Origin of the sequence: Sphingomonas sp. PAMC26645, from assembly GCF_004795835.1 — a bacterium.
Lineage (GTDB): Bacteria > Pseudomonadota > Alphaproteobacteria > Sphingomonadales > Sphingomonadaceae > Sphingomonas.
In genome coordinates, this window is sequence record NZ_CP039249.1 from 4091371 (window position 1) to 4107500 (window position 16130).

General features: G+C 60.3%; 10 protein-coding genes, 2 tRNA genes, 2 rRNA genes and 1 pseudogene (1 of these 15 running past the window's edge). 6 read left to right on the top strand and 9 right to left on the bottom strand.

What is annotated here, in order from left to right; all coding sequences use genetic code 11:
* Positions 1-7: 7 nt before the first annotated feature.
* The 3 genes from E5673_RS18640 to E5673_RS18650 all read left to right on the top strand — a co-directional run bounded on the left by E5673_RS18640 (position 8) and on the right by E5673_RS18650 (position 3552).
* The gene (locus E5673_RS18640; RefSeq protein WP_136191156.1) at positions 8-1591 is read left to right on the top strand and encodes a sulfotransferase; all 1584 of its coding nucleotides are present in this window, start codon (positions 8-10) and stop codon (positions 1589-1591) included.
* A 103-nt stretch (positions 1592-1694) separates the two neighbouring features.
* Positions 1695-2579 (top strand): sterol desaturase family protein, encoded by an 885-nt coding sequence (locus E5673_RS18645; protein ID WP_136191157.1) that lies wholly within the window; start codon positions 1695-1697, stop codon positions 2577-2579.
* A gap of 70 nt (positions 2580-2649) precedes the next feature.
* Positions 2650-3552: a YncE family protein gene (locus tag E5673_RS18650; protein ID WP_136191627.1), complete on the top strand. Its 903-nt coding sequence runs from the start codon at positions 2650-2652 to the stop codon at positions 3550-3552.
* 39 nt (positions 3553-3591) lie between these two features.
* Here the strand turns inward: E5673_RS18650 and E5673_RS18655 are convergent, their stop codons facing one another.
* The 3 genes from E5673_RS18655 to E5673_RS18665 form a co-directional block, all read right to left on the bottom strand.
* On the bottom strand, positions 3592-4518 hold the full coding sequence (locus tag E5673_RS18655; RefSeq protein ID WP_247599479.1) for an MBL fold metallo-hydrolase: 927 nt from the start codon (positions 4516-4518) through the stop codon (positions 3592-3594).
* Positions 4519-4612: 94 nt separating this feature from the next.
* Positions 4613-4948: a UrcA family protein gene (locus E5673_RS18660; RefSeq protein ID WP_136191158.1), complete on the bottom strand. Its 336-nt coding sequence runs from the start codon at positions 4946-4948 to the stop codon at positions 4613-4615.
* A 104-nt stretch (positions 4949-5052) separates the two neighbouring features.
* Positions 5053-5448: a hypothetical protein gene (locus tag E5673_RS18665; RefSeq protein WP_136191159.1), complete on the bottom strand. Its 396-nt coding sequence runs from the start codon at positions 5446-5448 to the stop codon at positions 5053-5055.
* Positions 5449-5732: 284 nt separating this feature from the next.
* Here E5673_RS18665 and E5673_RS18670 point away from each other — a divergent pair, with 284 nt between their 5' ends.
* On the top strand, positions 5733-8126 hold the full coding sequence (locus tag E5673_RS18670; RefSeq protein ID WP_348769875.1) for a TonB-dependent receptor: 2394 nt from the start codon (positions 5733-5735) through the stop codon (positions 8124-8126).
* 197 nt (positions 8127-8323) lie between these two features.
* Positions 8324-8635, top strand: coding sequence for a 2Fe-2S iron-sulfur cluster-binding protein (locus tag E5673_RS18675; RefSeq protein WP_136191161.1), 312 nt, complete (start codon positions 8324-8326; stop codon positions 8633-8635).
* A 71-nt stretch (positions 8636-8706) separates the two neighbouring features.
* On the opposite strand, the pseudogene E5673_RS18680 reads toward E5673_RS18675, so the two are convergent.
* Positions 8707-8942, bottom strand: a pseudogene (locus E5673_RS18680) (IS481 family transposase); the annotation flags it as partial.
* An 824-nt stretch (positions 8943-9766) separates the two neighbouring features.
* Between E5673_RS18680 and E5673_RS18685 the strand changes: the two are divergent.
* Positions 9767-10027 (top strand): helix-turn-helix transcriptional regulator, encoded by a 261-nt coding sequence (locus E5673_RS18685; RefSeq protein ID WP_136191163.1) that lies wholly within the window; start codon positions 9767-9769, stop codon positions 10025-10027.
* Positions 10028-10828: 801 nt separating this feature from the next.
* On the opposite strand, the gene E5673_RS18690 is transcribed toward E5673_RS18685, so the two are convergent.
* The 5 genes from E5673_RS18690 to E5673_RS18710 form a co-directional block, all read right to left on the bottom strand.
* Complete coding sequence (locus E5673_RS18690; RefSeq protein WP_136191164.1) at positions 10829-12142, bottom strand: site-specific integrase; 1314 nt, start codon at positions 12140-12142, stop codon at positions 10829-10831.
* Between the two features lie 148 nt (positions 12143-12290).
* A tRNA-Met gene (locus E5673_RS18695) sits at positions 12291-12367 on the bottom strand.
* Positions 12368-12456: 89 nt separating this feature from the next.
* Positions 12457-12571: ribosomal RNA gene (gene rrf, locus E5673_RS18700) — 5S ribosomal RNA — on the bottom strand.
* Between the two features lie 223 nt (positions 12572-12794).
* Positions 12795-15628 (bottom strand): 23S ribosomal RNA (locus tag E5673_RS18705).
* A gap of 498 nt (positions 15629-16126) precedes the next feature.
* Positions 16127-16130, bottom strand: a tRNA-Ala gene (locus E5673_RS18710); it runs 72 nt beyond the window's last position.

Below are 16130 nucleotides of genomic sequence, written 5' to 3' on the forward strand. Positions count from 1 at the left end.
AGGGCGCATGGATCGAACCGCAGACACGGCCACCCGCGCCTCCGCTATCCGGGCGGCGCTCGCACGTGGCGACAACGAGGGCGCGCTTGCCGCTGCGACCCGCTGGCGCACGGAAGCGCCGGATGCAGCCGAGGCGAATTTCCTCGCCGGGATCAGCACGGCCGCGCTCGGCAAGGTGCGCATCGCGATAGACCTGATCGAAACGGCCGTCACGCTCGACGGGTGCGGCGAATATCAGGCGCAACTCGCACGTCTCTACACGCTCGTGCGGCGGGATGCGGACGCCGCATCGTCGCTCGCCGCCGCCGAGCTGTCACCGCCGACCGACGCGCTCGGGCGCGACACGATGGGCTGCGTGTACGCACGGCTGGGCGATCACGCCGCCTCGCTTCCCCACTTCGCCGAAGCCGTGCGACGAGCGCCTGCCAACACCGCGTTCCGCTACAACCAGGCCGCCGCGCTGAGCTTCCTCGGGCGGCAGGACGAAGCGGAACAGGCGCTGGAAGGCCTGCTCGCCTTGGCCCCGGAGGACGCCCGCGCGCACCATCTGCTGGCCGGGTTGCGCCGCCAGACACCGGATCGCAACCATATCGACCGGCTCTCGACCGTACGAGAGGCTACGCGGACACCGCGGGACCGCCTGCTGCTCGGTTACGCGCTCGCCAAGGAGATCGACGACCTCGCCGATCCGCACGCCGCGTTCACCATCCTCGCCGAGACCAATGTCGAGCATCGCGCAACCATGCCGTATCGCTTCGCCGACGATGCCGCCAATTTCGATGCGGTCGAGGCGTGCTGGCCGACGATCGCGAAGGCCCGGGTCGCGAACCCATCACCCGCATCGCCGTTTTTCATCGTCGGCATGCCGCGCACGGGCACAACGCTGGTCGACCGCATCCTGTCGTCGCACCCAGACGTCGAGAGCGCCGGCGAACTCCAGGCGATGCCGCTCGCGGTAAAAGCCGCGGCGGGAACGCGCAGCCGAACCGTGCTCGATCCCGAGACGATCCGCGCCGCCGCCAGCGCAGACCTCGGCGCGATCGGTCGAGACTATATCGCTCGCGCCGCGTCCCACGCTTCCGGTACGAAACCGCATGTCATCGACAAATTCCCGGGCAATTTCCTGTATGTCGGCATCATCGCCCGCGCCCTGCCCAACGCGACGATCGTCTGCCTCCGCCGCAACCCGATGGACACGATCATCGCCAACTTCCGCAACCTGTTCGCGGTCGGATCGCGCTATTACGACTATAGCTACGACCTGCTCGACATCGCCGCCTATTACCAACGCTTCGACTGCATGATGGCGCTGTGGCGCGAGGCGCTGCCCGGCCGCGTGTTCGAACTCCAGTACGAGACGCTCGTCGACAACCAGCGCGAGCAGACCGCCCGCCTGCTCGCGCATTGCGGACTCGACTGGTCGGATTCCTGCCTCGATTTCCATACCAACGCCGCGCCGGTCTCGACACCTAGCGCCGCGCAGGTCCGCCGGCCGCTCTACCGGGACTCGATCGATCGCTGGCGCCTCCACGCCGATGCGCTGGCGCCTGCACGCGACTTCCTGGAACGCCACGGGATCACCGTCGACTAGCCGCCGGCGTACGTCATTCGCACACCTGCGACGCAAGCCGTCCCATCCTAACGTCACGTCGCAGCGCGGTCGCATTCACCGCCGACCCAATCAGGTGCCTATGATGCAGAAACTGCTTCTGAGCTACGTGCAGCCGGTGATGGTCGCGGCCGTCCTGCTGTTCTGGGCGTTCGGCCCGGCGGACTGGATCGCCAACCCCTGGTCGATCGTGGTCGCGACGCTGACGACGACCGCGCTGATCCAGGCGCTCGAATGGGTCAACGAGCGGCATTCGAGCTGGCGCCTGACGAGGCGCGAGTTCTTCACGGACGTCTTCTACGTCGTGCTCAGCTACACGGTGATCGCTTGGGCGACGAAGACCTTCGCCGACGAGCCGATGATGGCTGCCAAACGCGCGTTCGGCATCGCGACGCCATGGGCGATGCACCTGCCGTTCGTGGTGCAGGTCGCACTGGTCGTCGTGCTGATCGAGTTCGGCCAATATTGGCTGCACCGCCTGATGCACAACCAGTCGTTCTTCTGGTCGACGCATGCGCCGCATCATCACCTGACGCAGCTCAACGCGATGAAGGGCGCGGTCGGCAATCCGATCGAGCTGTTCCTGATCAGCCTCAGCGTGATCGCGTTGCTCGATCTTCCGCAGGCCGCGATCTTCTGTGCGTTCAACATCCTCGCGGTGGTCTCGACCTTCGCGCACGCCAACACGCGGTTCGACCCACCACGCTGGTACGCGTTCGCGTTCACCACGATCCAGAATCACAGCCTTCACCATTCGGTGACCTACGAGGACACGCGCTGCAATTACGGCAATTCGCTGATCCTGCTCGATCGCATCTTCGGCACGTACCGCAGCGGCGAAGCCGAACTGGTGGGCCAGGACGAGCGCCGACGGCTGACGATCCCGGAACAGTTCCTGTTTCCGGCACGCCCGCTGATCGACAGGATCAAGACGCGGCAGCCTGAGCCCGACACAGAAGCGGCAGCGTGATCGGCATTATCGAACGAATAAGGGGCGACACGGATTGAAAAAGACAGTGGCAACGACATGGGCCGCCGCGATGTTCGGCATCGGCACGGCATTCACGCCCGCATCAGCCGCCGAACCGCGCGAGCAGGTCATCGCCGTGCCCGGCTTCGCGGACTTTCTCGCGGTCGACGGCAAGACGGTATGGGCCACCAACAGCGGCCGCGTCGAGCGCTGGTCGCGTAAGGGCAAGCGCGCCGAAGTGCCGATGGCCCATCCGTGCGGCGCGATGACGATTGCGTTCAAGTCGCTCTGGGTCGCGGACTGCAAGGACTTCACGCTGTCCCGTATCGACCTGAAGACCGCGAAGATCACCGCCGTCATCGCAACCGGGATCGCCAATCCAAAAGGCGAACTCAACGTCGTCGCCGGCGCGGGCTCGATCTGGGTGGCGAGCGACGCCAAGGGTGTGATCGCGCGCGTCGATCCCGCCACCAACGCCGTTATCGCATCGATCTCGACCAACCCCGACAGCTATTACCTGACTTTCGGCATGGGATCGCTCTGGGCGGTCAGCGGCACGCAGCAAAGCCTGCAGAAGATCGACCCCGCCACCAATAGCGTCGTCGCAACGACACCGTTGGGGCGCGAGCCCGGCTTCCTGGCGGCAGGCGAAGGGTCGATATGGGTCCAGGAACAGGGGGACGGCACCGTCGCCCGGATCGATCCGGTGACCGCTGCGGTGACGGGCCGCGTCAAGGTGGACGAGACGCTGAAATACGGCGACATCGACACCGGCGGGGGCAAGGTGTGGCTGCGCACCACCGCGGGGCAGACGTTCGTGGTGATCGATCCCACGTCGCTCGCGATCACCGCGCGGATGGGCGCACCTGCCGGTAGCGGCGCGCTCCGCTATACGCGCGCTGGCGTTTGGACCACCGCTCACGACGCACACACGATGTCGTGGTGGCGCAAACCCAAAACGATCGGGAACTGAGCCCGCGCCCGGTCGCGTGCTACGATGCGGGTCCCGTACTCAGGCGGGCTTGGGTGCGACCGGATAGACGATGAAATCGGGGTGGCGATCAATCCCTGGCGGTGACTTCGCCTCGGCGGTAGCCTTCTCCAGTTCGTTGATCGCCGACGGTGGCAGCGCGAGGCCGTGCTCGGACGGATGGGCAGGAGCTTCCATCGGGTAATCCTTCGCCGGCGTCGTCGTCATCTCGATATGCGCACCCAACAGCGCTCGGACCGGATGAGTCCGGGCAAAACCCGCCAGCCGAACCGCGCTTGCGCGAAACACGTCGAACCGATCGCGTGGGACATAGAGCCTGCCGGGATACAGCATGTCGCCCGAGAAGATCAGCCGGGTACGTGCGTCATAGATCATGATGTGCGCAGGCTCGTGTCCCGGGGTCGGCACGATATCGAGCACGCGATGCCCGAGGTCGTAGCGGCCGATCGTGTTCGGCCAATCGCGGATACCGAAAAAGGCAGCAACCTGCTGGGGCTGGAGCCCGACCATTTCGGTATCCGGCCGATCGCGAAACTCGTCGTCGCCATCATGATGATCGCCATGCCCATGCGAATGCGCGACGACCAGTCGGATCGGGCGATTGCGGTGACGCCTCCGCCATTCGGCGATCACACGGTCGACCGTCGGGCGGATCTTCAGCCCACCCGCACCGCTGTCGATCAGCAGCGCGCGATCGGTGCCGAACAGCAGATAGAGGAAAGGTGCCTCGAAATTGGTTTTTACCGACTGGCGAATGACGAAACTATCGTCATCGATCCGCTGCGTCTGAGTCTCGGGCTCGGTCGAAGTCGTACCATCGATCCAGCGTGCGAAACCCGGCCCTACGCTGTTCGGCACCGCCGCAACCGACAGCGCCACAACGAAGACAAGCGCAGTCACCGGCAAAACTGAGTTGCGGGTACCACACATCAGGATAGTTGGCTTCATGCCCGAACCGTAAGCGCCGGGCTCGCGGCGGCCATACGCTATTTAACGGAGCGACAACGGGGCACAGATACCCCGGCGCGCTCCGCTCACCTGGTCAGCGCGACGCTAACTGCGTCCGACGCGAGACATCCCGCGACGCTGTTGCCGTTGCAATGCGGCTCCGCATATCAGCGATCACGTCCGCACGGCAGCCACGCGCCTGTGCGCCAAGCGCCAGATGGATCGAGCTCAGCCCTTCGCCACACACCGCGTTCGCAACGTTGTCCATCCGGATCGCGAGACGCTGCTGTCCGTCGACGCTCGCGAGGTCGATCCCGCTGAGGTTCAAGACGGCGCTGTCGGCCGAGAAGGGATTTCCGCCAGGTGCGGCAATGGAAGGCGTCGCCATCACGAGTGCGGCACATGCCGCCAAGCCAATCTTCATCATCATCTCCTGCGTTCGCGGGCCCATCGCTCTCCGGCGATCAGGTGACGATAATGTAGGGCCGACCGGGTGTGATCACAAGCGCGCGACGAAGGACAGGTTTGCCGGCGTCAGCGCGCGCTGACGATGAGCGAGGCGATTTGGGTGCGAGCGCCAAGCGACCCCGGCGGCAGCATGACCGTTTCAACCCTCTCCGTCCCCGCGTCGGGATCGACAAAGGCCACGCGCAGCGCATAATTGCGGGCGATTGGCCACGCGCGCGCGATATTTAGCGGAACCGTCGCCTGCCATGCACGGTCGCCCTCGACCGAAAGATCATGGTCCCCGATCCTCACCACCATGGTCGCTAGCGCCCGATATCCTGACAGCCGCAGGCAGCTGTTCTCGCCGCAGGATACCAGTCGAGCCCGCGTCTGCCGCTCCGCGTGCGCCGGCGCGATCATGGTCAGCGCGCAAACCAGGCTGAGCGCCATGCGTATTGCGCGCGAGGTGGCGTGACGAACCATGGCGACGGGATACCGCGCCGCGTTTCCGCCGGGCATGCGCCGTTTGACGTAGGTCGTTGCAGCACCCCGGTCCGGATGCGCGACCGGCTTACGTCAAACGCCCCATGTTGGTCCGCCGATAATATCCACACTCTGCTCATAAGCGATTGGCCCCGAGCGAGGCGCCGACGCCGACGCCGACAGGAAGAACATGGAGAGGCGATAGCGTTTTACGTACCAAGGGGGCTTAAATGGCAGGACGATTCTCGCGCGCAGGTTTATTGTGCGCGACCGCGCTGGTTAGCGTGACCGCAGCGCCCGCGATGGCACAGGAACAGCAAAACGCCCCCGCAACGCCTGCCTCGGAAACAACCGTCGCCTCCGACACGAACGAGATCATCGTGACCGGCAGCCGGCGGCGAACGACGCTGCAGGACGCGCCGATCAACATCAGCGCTGTATCCGCCGAGGCGATCGAATCGCTGCGGCTCGACGATGTTCGTTCGCTTGCCTCCTTCGTCCCCGGCGTCACTGTGGCGGATACCGGGCCGGCATCGACCGGCGGCATCATTCTCCGCGGTATCGCGTCGGGTGATACCAGCGTGCTCGGCGCCAACGCCGGGAATTCAGTCGGCGTGTATCTCGGCGAAGTCCCGCTCTATCTCGATTTCAAGCTGATCGACGTCAACCGGGTCGAGGTCCTACAAGGACCGCAGGGTACGCTCTACGGCCTCGGCACCCTCGCCGGCGCGGTGCGCTACATTCCCAATCGCCCGGAAACCGACCGCTTCTCCATAGACGTCCATGGCCGCGGCTATGCGCAGTCGCATTCGGATGAGTTCGGCGGGGTTGGCGACGTCGCGATCAACCTGCCGATCGTCAAGGATCACATCGCGTTCCGCACGTCGACCGGCTATTACGACAATGCCGGCTTCATGGATTACAATTACCTGCTGCAGCAGCCGGGCGTCTCGGATCCGCAGCCGGGTCGCGCGACGGCCACCTCGACCGGCTCGCTCGGCACCACCGCCGACTATTCCGCAAACTTCAAGCGCAAGGAGGATGTGAACTACGAGCACACCTTCACCACGCGCAACCAACTGCTGCTCGAGTACAACCCCAACATCAAGGCGTACCTGACCTACGCGCACCAGACGACCAAGACCGGCGGGCGCCAAGCGAATGGCGCCGGCGTGTTGGGGACCGGCAACTATGAGGCACCGTTCCGGTACCTCGAGCCAGTCGATCGCAGTGCCGACCTGTTCTCCGCCGAGTTCAACATTAACCTGGGCAGCATCGCCCAGCTCGTCAGCACCACCGCCTACACCAAGCAGCACATCAGCAGTGTCGACGACAACACCGATCTGCTGCTTGATCTCGACTACGGCTACGAGGCGTTCCCCGCATTCTCGTCCTATGCCAACAACGAACGGAAGTATAAGCAGCTCAATCAGGAGGTGCGCCTCGTCTCCACGCATGGCGGACCGCTGAGCTGGGTGATCGGCGGCTTCTACAACCGTCTGAAATATGCGAGCGACCGGCATGAATACACGCCGGGCTTCTCAGACTTTGCCGGCGCCGGGCGGCCCGACGACCTCGAATATGTCTCGAAGCTCAACAGCAAGAACGTCGAAAAGGCGATCTACGGCGAGGCGTCGCTTCATCTGACCGACGCGTGGCAGGTCACGGGCGGCATCCGCTACTTCAAGTATGACGCGACGATCGTCGGCGGATCGGCGCTGCCGCTGATTGGCGTGGGCATTGGCGCGTTTCCGTCCACGACGATCAACGCGAACCGGTTCAAGCCCGGCTCTACCGGCAAGGACGGCATCGTCTGGAAGGCCAACACCTCGTACAAGTTCAGCGACAATTTGCTCGCCTATGCCACCTATTCGACGGGCTACCGCGTCGGCGGCGTCAACCAGGTCATCGCCTGCACGCCCGAGGATCTGGCGAGGGCCGCCGCGGGTGGGCAGGTGCTGTGCGCGCTACCCAACGAGGTGGGCTACGGTCCCGATCGCACGCGCAACGCAGAACTGGGTGTTCGCGCCAGCCTGTTCGACAAGCGACTGTTGCTGACCCTCGACGGCTACCACGTCAAATGGTCGGGCGTGCAGGTGCCCAGCCAGACGCTCAACGGCGCGATCGGAATCACCGTGAACGGCGCCGAGGCGGTGTCGCAGGGGTTCGATTTCCAAGGCACGGTCAAGATCACCCCGAACCTCGCGCTGACGGGCACTTATTCCTATGTCGATGCGCATCTGACTCAGGGTGTCGTCGGGCTGGTGGCCAGCCAAGGCGTTCGCGACGACGCGCTTTCGGGGGACAGGCTGCCGGGGTCTGCCAGAAACTCAGGGAGCGCACAGCTCCTCTATAGCTATCCGCTCGGCGACGGCAGGAAGATCGAGGCGAATTGGGCAACCATCTACCGCGGCGAAATCTATTCGCGCGTAGGCCTGCGCGGCAATGGCGAGGCGATCCCGGGCTATGTGACGCACAGCGCCTCGCTGACCTACGTCACCAAGCCATTCGAAGTGGGACTGTTCGCGGACAACATCTTCGACAAATATGCGGTGACGGCGATCAGCAACGACATTTCGTCCTACAATCAGGTCCGCAGCGACGTAGTCGAACGCTATTATTCCCGCGGTGTACTCACGCCCAGGCGCGTCGGCGTGGAGTTCAGGTTCCACTATTGATTACCACCCAGGCACGCCCCGTTTTGTGTGTCCTAGGATTCGATCTAGCGACCGCTTGCGCATCGTCCGATAAGCGCGTGGTCGCTGAACTCCGTCGATTGGCCCACGAACGTCAGCCACGAACGTTTTTCTGACAACCGTATCTATCCCGCCAGCTCTCGGCTCGCGGTGCAGTACGCTTACCCTTGGGATAAGACATGGCCGATCTGATTGTAACGACGCGCGAAGGAAAGACCCGAACGTTGGCGGCCACCGCCGGACTATCCGTAATGGAAGTTATTCGCGAGGGCGGCGTTGACGAACTGCTTGCGCTCTGCGGCGGCAGTTTGTCGTGTGGCACCTGTCACATCATCGTCGATCCGGCACAAATAGGGCAATTGCCCCAGGTAACTGATGATGAAGAAGCTCTTCTGGACGAGCTAGATGGCCGCACAGTAACCTCCCGATTGTCTTGCCAGATACCCTTCCGCGAAACAATGAACGGACTCCGTGTGACAATCCCAATCTGAAGGTAGGTGTGTAGTACCGGCATCATGTGAATCGGATCGACGCTGAATCTACCCGTCTCTGGCGTCTAGTTTTTGGAGATGTATTCGTAAGACGTGAGGCCACTGGACGTCTTGGTCAACGGGCAGAGTATGCTGCCATGAAGCCTTTGAGGTGCACCCTCAACTGCTGGTGGGTCTCGTAACGCAGCATGACGGTCACCCACTTACTGGTGCGGTTCATCCGCTCCACCTGAGCGTTGGTGGTCCACGAGGGGTTCGGCCTAGCAAGCCTGTGCTCGATGTCATTCGCCTCGCAGATCATGTCGAAGCGCATCTATTGTCGGTCAGTATCTTGCGAATCCGGTACGGCACTGCTTCAGATAGGTATTCAAGGAGATCTGAACGACTGTTCACCTGTCAGCCTTGCTGACGAGCCTTATTCCAGAATTATAGACTGTAGGCGTTCGATCCTAATACGTAGCGTGAATGGGTTTCCACTTCGGTGGCCAACCGCCTCGACCCGACCAGTCCGCCCTCCACCAGCAACAGGAGTTTGAATTCACCGCTCCGCAGCATAGATAAGCCTCTGCTTATCTGACATCGCAACTCGAAGCGCCCGCTCCGCAACCTACCAGAAATCAGCCGACTCGCTCTCTCCCTGATCATGTGAACGAACGGCAGTTTATCGAAGGTACCGGCCCGAAAGCAGACGGGCCGCTATCCACCAGTCTTGCCATAGATGCGGACATTCCGCATACATCAAAAGCAGCCAGTCCGACCAATACACACCATGTCGCCCCGACGTGGCATTCCAGCGTTACCAGCGGTGTCAACTATATGGAATATCTACACACTGGAGTGTAAAAGTTAGACTTGTTGAATGTCTCGCTAGTTTGAATTTGTGGGTCGCCTACAATTTATGGCAGAACCACGTGGTATCTTGAAGAGGTCGCTTCGTCGGCAAGCGGAAGGTGAGGCATGCGATATCCCCTGATCGCCCCCACGCGCGGCTGCTTCTCCCAGCCGAAAATTTCGTTCCAAACGCTGCGCCAATCGTTTACCAGGTTATGATGGGTGTCGTTAGCTCAGCTATTTTGGTGGTGATGATCGGCGCGCGCGTCGTTCGCGTTGGACAGTGGTTCGCCTGACGTCATGTCGAGCGTCATCCACTTAGAGGACTGTGCCTCACCTACTGTCCGGTTGTTTGGGCGGCGGCTTAAAGACCGTCGTCGCGATCTTGGTATGACGCAGGGCGCCATATGTGAGCGGACCGGTATCTCGGTTCCTTACATTTCGTCGGTTGAGAGGGCGCAAGCGAACCCAACACTGGAAACGATTGAGAAGTTGGCCGGAGCGGTTGGGTTAGAGCCTTGGGTTATGATTAGACCGAGTGAAACAGCTTCAGATCGATGAAACAGAACCGCATTTGCATATACGCGTCTCTGTGCAGAATTAGACTGTGGTTTAACTCCGGCCGCCCGAGATAAGCATCAGGCCCTCTGCGTCTTACGGATGGTGTAGGCCGCGGGCCGCAGATGCAGCACTATAGCAAAAGACGGTGATGCACTATTATTATGCGAATTAGCGATGTCTCGAAGTGCCGGACTTGCGTCGGCAATTTAGTGGCGACGATAAAGCCCGGATAGTCGTAAGCGACGATGCCGGGGACGAGGGTATCAGATTTTACGAAGTGACATCAAATTTGCTCTTCGCGTATGTATGGCTGGCGGTGCGTGCTGCTAGACGAGCGGCGTGCGGTCGAGGTGATCTGCTCAGTGGGCAACGCGTCCGCCTAGCGCCGACGGCCGATGCACCGGTGCTCAGGACTGGTCCGGCTCGGGGATCGGGCCGCCAGCCGGTGCCCGGGTGTATCTGGCGGCTGAAGTGGCCGATATGCGCAACGGCTTCGCTGGGTCGGCCGCGCTGGTCGAAGCGCGGTTGCATAGCAATCCGTTTGGGGACTCCGTCCATGCGGGCCGCAGGAAGTGAGCGTTGCTAAGCCAAAGAGCTTTGCAAACGGACTACCTTGCCTGGCGCAAACCGGCAGTCTTGGTTTGTATGTAAGTCGACACACCTATAGAGGATTATTTGCGAGGTGAACGCTCGTACGAGCGCGGATGAGCGCCGCAAGGACGCTCATCCGGGGTCGCCCCCGCAAGGGGTGCTCGCGGGCCGGTGAACGGCCCGCGCCCTGATGGAGAGACCGGTTCCCGGTCAGCTCTGTTCGTCGTCTTCAAACAGGACCGGCTGCGGCTTGCGCCGGGAGGCAGGCTTCGCGCGCCGCACGTTGACGGACGCTGCGCTAATCATGTTCTTGATGTGAGCAGCATAATGCTTCTGGATCATCTCGACGCTGGTGCGGCAATTCCGGGCGACAGCGTACACGTCCGCGCCTTCCATCAGGCGGAGACAGACATAGGTATGGCGAAGCGAATAGGCGGTGCGCGCCTTGCCATCGCGATCGAACTTGAGACCGGCCTTGTCGAGGATGCCGTTAAAGAGTTTCACGTGATTGCCAGGGAACACCTTGTCGGTAGGCTTGGGCAGTTCAGCCACGGGCGTCTTCGGCGCTTCCGTAATACCTTCCAGCTCTCGCCGCCTGCGCTGCCGGCGGGTTTCGCCCTGAACCGGCTTGGGACGGCCTAGCAGGCGCTCATAGGGACGAACTGCGTTCGGCATGCTCTTGCAGAAGCCGACGCCGCGCTTACCCCGAACTTCGATCTCGAGAATGCGCTGACCGGTTTCGTCGTCGACGACGATCTCGACATCGCGGTGTTCGAGATTGGAAGCCTCGTCCGGGCGCAGGCCGGTATTCGCCATGAATAGCACATAGTCGTGCACCTGTTCGGCGTTCCAGCGATAGTGCTCGTGGAAAGGCTCCTTCGCGTAGGCGCCGGTCGCCTTGTAGAGCTGCTTGTATTCGGCCGGGCTGAACCAGGGCCGATGCTCGACCTTGCTGGAGGCGCGATACGGACTGGATATATCCGGTACGTGCGAAAGCCAGCCATGACGAACCGCGGTATGCAGCACCTGCCGGAGCGTCACGATCTCGTTGTGGATGGTCTTCCAGGCCGGTGCCTTGTCGGTCACCGGCCGGTTGCTGAGCGAGTGCGGGTTGGCCACGCCGCGTGACGACATGCGATGCACGCGATACTCCTGCACTCTGCCCGCGGTGATCTCCGAGAGCCCCATGTCGCCAAAGAACGGGACCAAGTGGATCCGCAAGCGGATGGCATGACCCTGGGTCCAGCGCACGCTACGCTGACCCTCGGTGATCACCTCATACTCGCGGGTGAATTGCGAGGCCGCTTCCTTGAAGGTCTTCTCCCTTTTCAGGACGCCAGCATGGAGCTTGCCGCGCAAGCCGAGATACCAGTCCTCCGCGACCTGCTTGGCCAGCGACAGACTGTCCGTCCTGGTGCTCGAGCGGCGCTGCTTGTTGCCGACGGAGGCGGAGCAATGCCAGCTTCCGCCCTCCGCGCGCCTGTAGATCTGGACTTTTCCGCCTAGGATTTCGTGCCGCTGCATGACGACGCTACCGGTACAAAGTGGACCAATGGCCGCAGTTTTTTACAAAAGGCGGCAAAAGTCAAATTTGTGCTAGCAGCGTGCTAACGCAAAAAGCCCCCTTCTTGCGTAGGGGGCGGTCGGTATGTCGTTGTTTTGTCTGAGATGTTGGTTGCGGGGACAGGATTTGAACCTGTGACCTTCAGGTTATGAGCCTGACGAGCTACCGGGCTGCTCCACCCCGCGACGGCACGGCTAGCGTGCGTTGGGTGTGTAGAAGAAATTGTGAATGGGTTTTGGATATGTTGCGTTTTGCATGTTGCACGGGCTTCAATGCCTGGCGACGACCTACTCTTCCATCGCTTGAGCGATAGTACCATTGGCGCAGTCGGGTTTCACGGCCGAGTTCGGAATGGGATCGGGTGGGACACCGACGCTATAGCCACCAGGCAATGGAGCCGGTGCGACATGCGAGCGCGTCATATCTGGGTCCCTCAGGGTTTCGCATTGCTGCGAAGCCTGAGGGTTTAAAATCGATACCGTGCAAGGTTTGTAGTGGTATTCGACCAATCCCTCGACGGCGAGGGGATTGGCAATCTGGCGTCGTCTTAATCATCCGCACGCATCTTATGGCTAGCTAGTTGCCCAGTGTTGTCATTGATGGTGTGAGACTCTCAAGCGCGAATAGAGCAATTAGTATCGGTTAGCTCCATGCGTTACCGCACTTCTACATCCGATCTATCAACGTCGTGGTCTCCGACGGCTCTATGAAATCTTATCTCGAGGGAGGCTTCCCGCTTAGATGCTTTCAGCGGTTATCCCGTCCATACATAGCTACCCAGCTGCGCTCCTGGCGGAACGACTGGTACACCAGAGGTATGTTCAACCCGGTCCTCTCGTACTAGGGTCAACTCCTCTCAAATTTCGACGCCCACGGCAGATAGGGACCAAACTGTCTCGCGACGTTCTGAACCCAGCTCACGTACCACTTTAATTGGCGAACAGCCAAACCCTTGGGACCTGCTCCAGCCCCAGGATGTGATGAGCCGACATCGAGGTGCCAAACAACCCCGTCGATATGAGCTCTTGGGGGTTATCAGCCTGTTATCCCCGGCGTACCTTTTATCCGTTGAGCGATGGCCCTTCCACGAGGGACCACCGGATCACTATGACCGACTTTCGTCTCTGCTCGACTTGTCAGTCTCGCAGTCAGGCGGGCTTATGCCATTGCACTCTAACAGACGGTTTCCGACCGTCCTGAGCCCACCATTGCGCGCCTCCGTTACTCTTTAGGAGGCGACCGCCCCAGTCAAACTACCCGCCACAGAGGGTCCCTGTTCCGGCTTACGGAACGAGGTTAGACATCAGAAACAAACAGGGTGGTATTTCACCTATGGCTCCACATCAGCTGGCGCCGATGCTTCAAAGCCTCCCACCTATGCTACACAGTTTCTTCCTAATGCCACTCTGAAGCTGCAGTAAAGGTGCACGGGGTCTTTCCGTCTAACCGCGGGTACTCCGCATCTTCACGGAGAATTCAATTTCGCTGAGCATGTCCTGGAGACAGTGGGGAAGTCGTTACGCCATTCGTGCAGGTCGGAACTTACCCGACAAGGAATTTCGCTACCTTAGGACCGTTATAGTTACGGCCGCCGTTTACCTGGGCTTCATTTCAGAGCTTGCACCCCTCCACTTAACCTTCAGGCACCGGGCAGGCGTCAGGCCCTATACGTCGTCTTGAAGCCGACTTAGCAGAGCCCTGTGTTTTTGCTAAACAGTCGCTACCCCCTGGCCTGTGCCCCCTCAAAGTGCTTGCGCATAGTGAGGGCCTCCTTCTTCCGAAGGTACGGAGGCAATTTGCCGAGTTCCTTCAGGACACTTCTCTCAAGCGCCTTGGTATACTCTACCTGACCACCTGTGTCGGTTTCGGGTACGGTCTATACGGTGGGGCTATTTCCTGGAACCATTTCGAAGCCATCCCAATCCGATAAGGGATGACAACACACATGATCCGTCACACACCACCAGGCCCACGAATATTAACGTGGTTCCCATCGACTACCCCCTTCGGGCTCGTCTTAGGGGCCGGCTCACCCTGCGCGGATTAGCCTTGCGCAGGAACCCTTGGTCTTTCGGCGAGAGGGCATCTCACCCTCTTTATCGCTACTCATGTCTGCATTCGCACTTCCGATACCTCCACGACCCATTACCAGATCGCTTCACAGGCTTACGGAACGCTCCGCTACCGCGTACCACATAAGTGGCACACCCTAAGCTTCGGCACGTATCTTGAGCCCCGTTACATCTTCGCCGCAGGACCTCTTGTTTAGACCAGTGAGCTGTTACGCTTTCTTTAAAGGATGGCTGCTTCTAAGCCAACCTCCTGGTTGTTTTGGAAGTCCCACATGCTTTCCCACTTAGATACGATTTGGGGGCCTTAGCTGTAGGTCAGGGCTGTTTCCCTTTTGACGACGGACCTTAGCACCCGCCGTCTGTCTCCCGCATATCACTCTTAGGTATTCGGAGTTTGGTTAGGTTTGGTAGATCTCGCGACCCCCTAGCCCATCCAGTGCTCTACCCCCTAAGGTGTTCGTGCGAGGCACTACCTCAATAGTTTTCGCGGAGAACCAGCTATTTCCCGGCTTGATTGGCCTTTCACCCCTAAACACAACTCATCCGGTAACTTTTCAACGTTAATCGGTTCGGACCTCCAGTGCATGTTACTGCACCTTCATCCTGGTCATGCCTAGATCGCCGGGTTTCGGGTCTAATACATCAAACTCTGGCGCCCTATTCAGACTCGCTTTCGCTGCGCCTACACCTATCGGCTTAAGCTTGCTTGATACATTAAGTCACAGACCCATTATGCAAGAGGTACGCTGTCAGGCCATAAAAGCCCTCCAACTGCTTGTAGGCAATCCGTTTCAGGTACTGTTTCACTCCCCTCATCGGGGTGCTTTTCACCTTTCCCTCACGGTACTAGTTCGCTATCGGTCACATACGAGTATTTAGGCTTGGAGGGTGGTCCCCCCATGTTCAGACAGAATTTCACGTGTTCCGCCCTACTCGAGTCCTGAATTCTCACTTTCGCATACGGGGCTGTCACCCGCTATGGCGCTACTTTCCAGAAGCTTCTGCTAGTTGAAATTCAGGCACTGGCCTGGTCCGCGTTCGCTCGCCACTACTAACGGAATCTCGGTTGATGTCTTTTCCTCCAGCTACTGAGATGTTTCAGTTCGCCGGGTTCGCTTCACGAAGCCTATGTATTCAGCTAAGTGATACCTAACCTAACTAACCCAATACCCTGCGTTACGGGCACCCATCAAAGTAATACTTTGATGGGACCGAACCGCACGGCTTGGATTAATCGGGATAGGTGGGTTTCCCCATTCGGAAATCGTCGGGTCAAAGCTTGCTCACAGCTCACCGACGCTTATCGCAGCGTGCCACGTCCTTCATCGCCTGTATGTGCCAAGGCATCCACGAATTGCCCTTACCTCACGCTTGAGAGTCCACACCACCAACGACATCACTGGGTGTCCTTTCGGATCACCAACTCGGCAGAGCAGTGCGCGTTAGCTTTTGTCAGGTGCGGATGATTATAATCTCAGCCAGATTATTTAAGGCATCCATCAAAGTAATACTTTGATGGAACCTGTATTATGATGATGTCGATATCTGGAGCCTCGAACCGCTCGTCCAGATCGCCTTGCACAGAAGTGCCCTGCGAACCGCCGAAGCAATCCTCGTCCCCAAAATCGAGCACCTCACGGCATCGATTTTAAAAAACCCATTCACAATGTCAAATACGGGTCGTCTCGACCCAATCACCGTGCTCTCGCACGGCGAACCGTTTCTCTTCATCTCTAGGTTGTGGCTGATGGTGCGTATCTCGCGAGCCCGTCAGTCGCAGCTAAGCTGCGCCCTGTGGGCGCGCTCTGCAGCGCTGGCCGTTCTTGTCGTAGTGCGCGGCAGCTTTGCTGCCTCGTCTCTTCGACTGCGAAATGGT

Bases quoted from the DNA above. Each gene is read 5' to 3' on its own strand.
- E5673_RS18640 (WP_136191156.1), top strand. From the start codon at position 8: ATGGATCGAACCGCAGACACGGCCACCCGCGCCTCCGCTATCCGGGCG.
- E5673_RS18645 (WP_136191157.1), top strand. From the start codon at position 1,695: ATGCAGAAACTGCTTCTGAGCTACGTGCAGCCGGTGATGGTCGCGGCC.
- E5673_RS18650 (WP_136191627.1), top strand. From the start codon at position 2,650: ATGTTCGGCATCGGCACGGCATTCACGCCCGCATCAGCCGCCGAACCG.
- E5673_RS18655 (WP_247599479.1), bottom strand. From the start codon at position 4,518: ATGAAGCCAACTATCCTGATGTGTGGTACCCGCAACTCAGTTTTGCCG.
- E5673_RS18660 (WP_136191158.1), bottom strand. From the start codon at position 4,948: ATGATGATGAAGATTGGCTTGGCGGCATGTGCCGCACTCGTGATGGCG.
- E5673_RS18665 (WP_136191159.1), bottom strand. From the start codon at position 5,448: ATGGTTCGTCACGCCACCTCGCGCGCAATACGCATGGCGCTCAGCCTG.
- E5673_RS18675 (WP_136191161.1), top strand. From the start codon at position 8,324: ATGGCCGATCTGATTGTAACGACGCGCGAAGGAAAGACCCGAACGTTG.
- E5673_RS18685 (WP_136191163.1), top strand. From the start codon at position 9,767: ATGTCGAGCGTCATCCACTTAGAGGACTGTGCCTCACCTACTGTCCGG.
- E5673_RS18690 (WP_136191164.1), bottom strand. From the start codon at position 12,142: ATGCAGCGGCACGAAATCCTAGGCGGAAAAGTCCAGATCTACAGGCGC.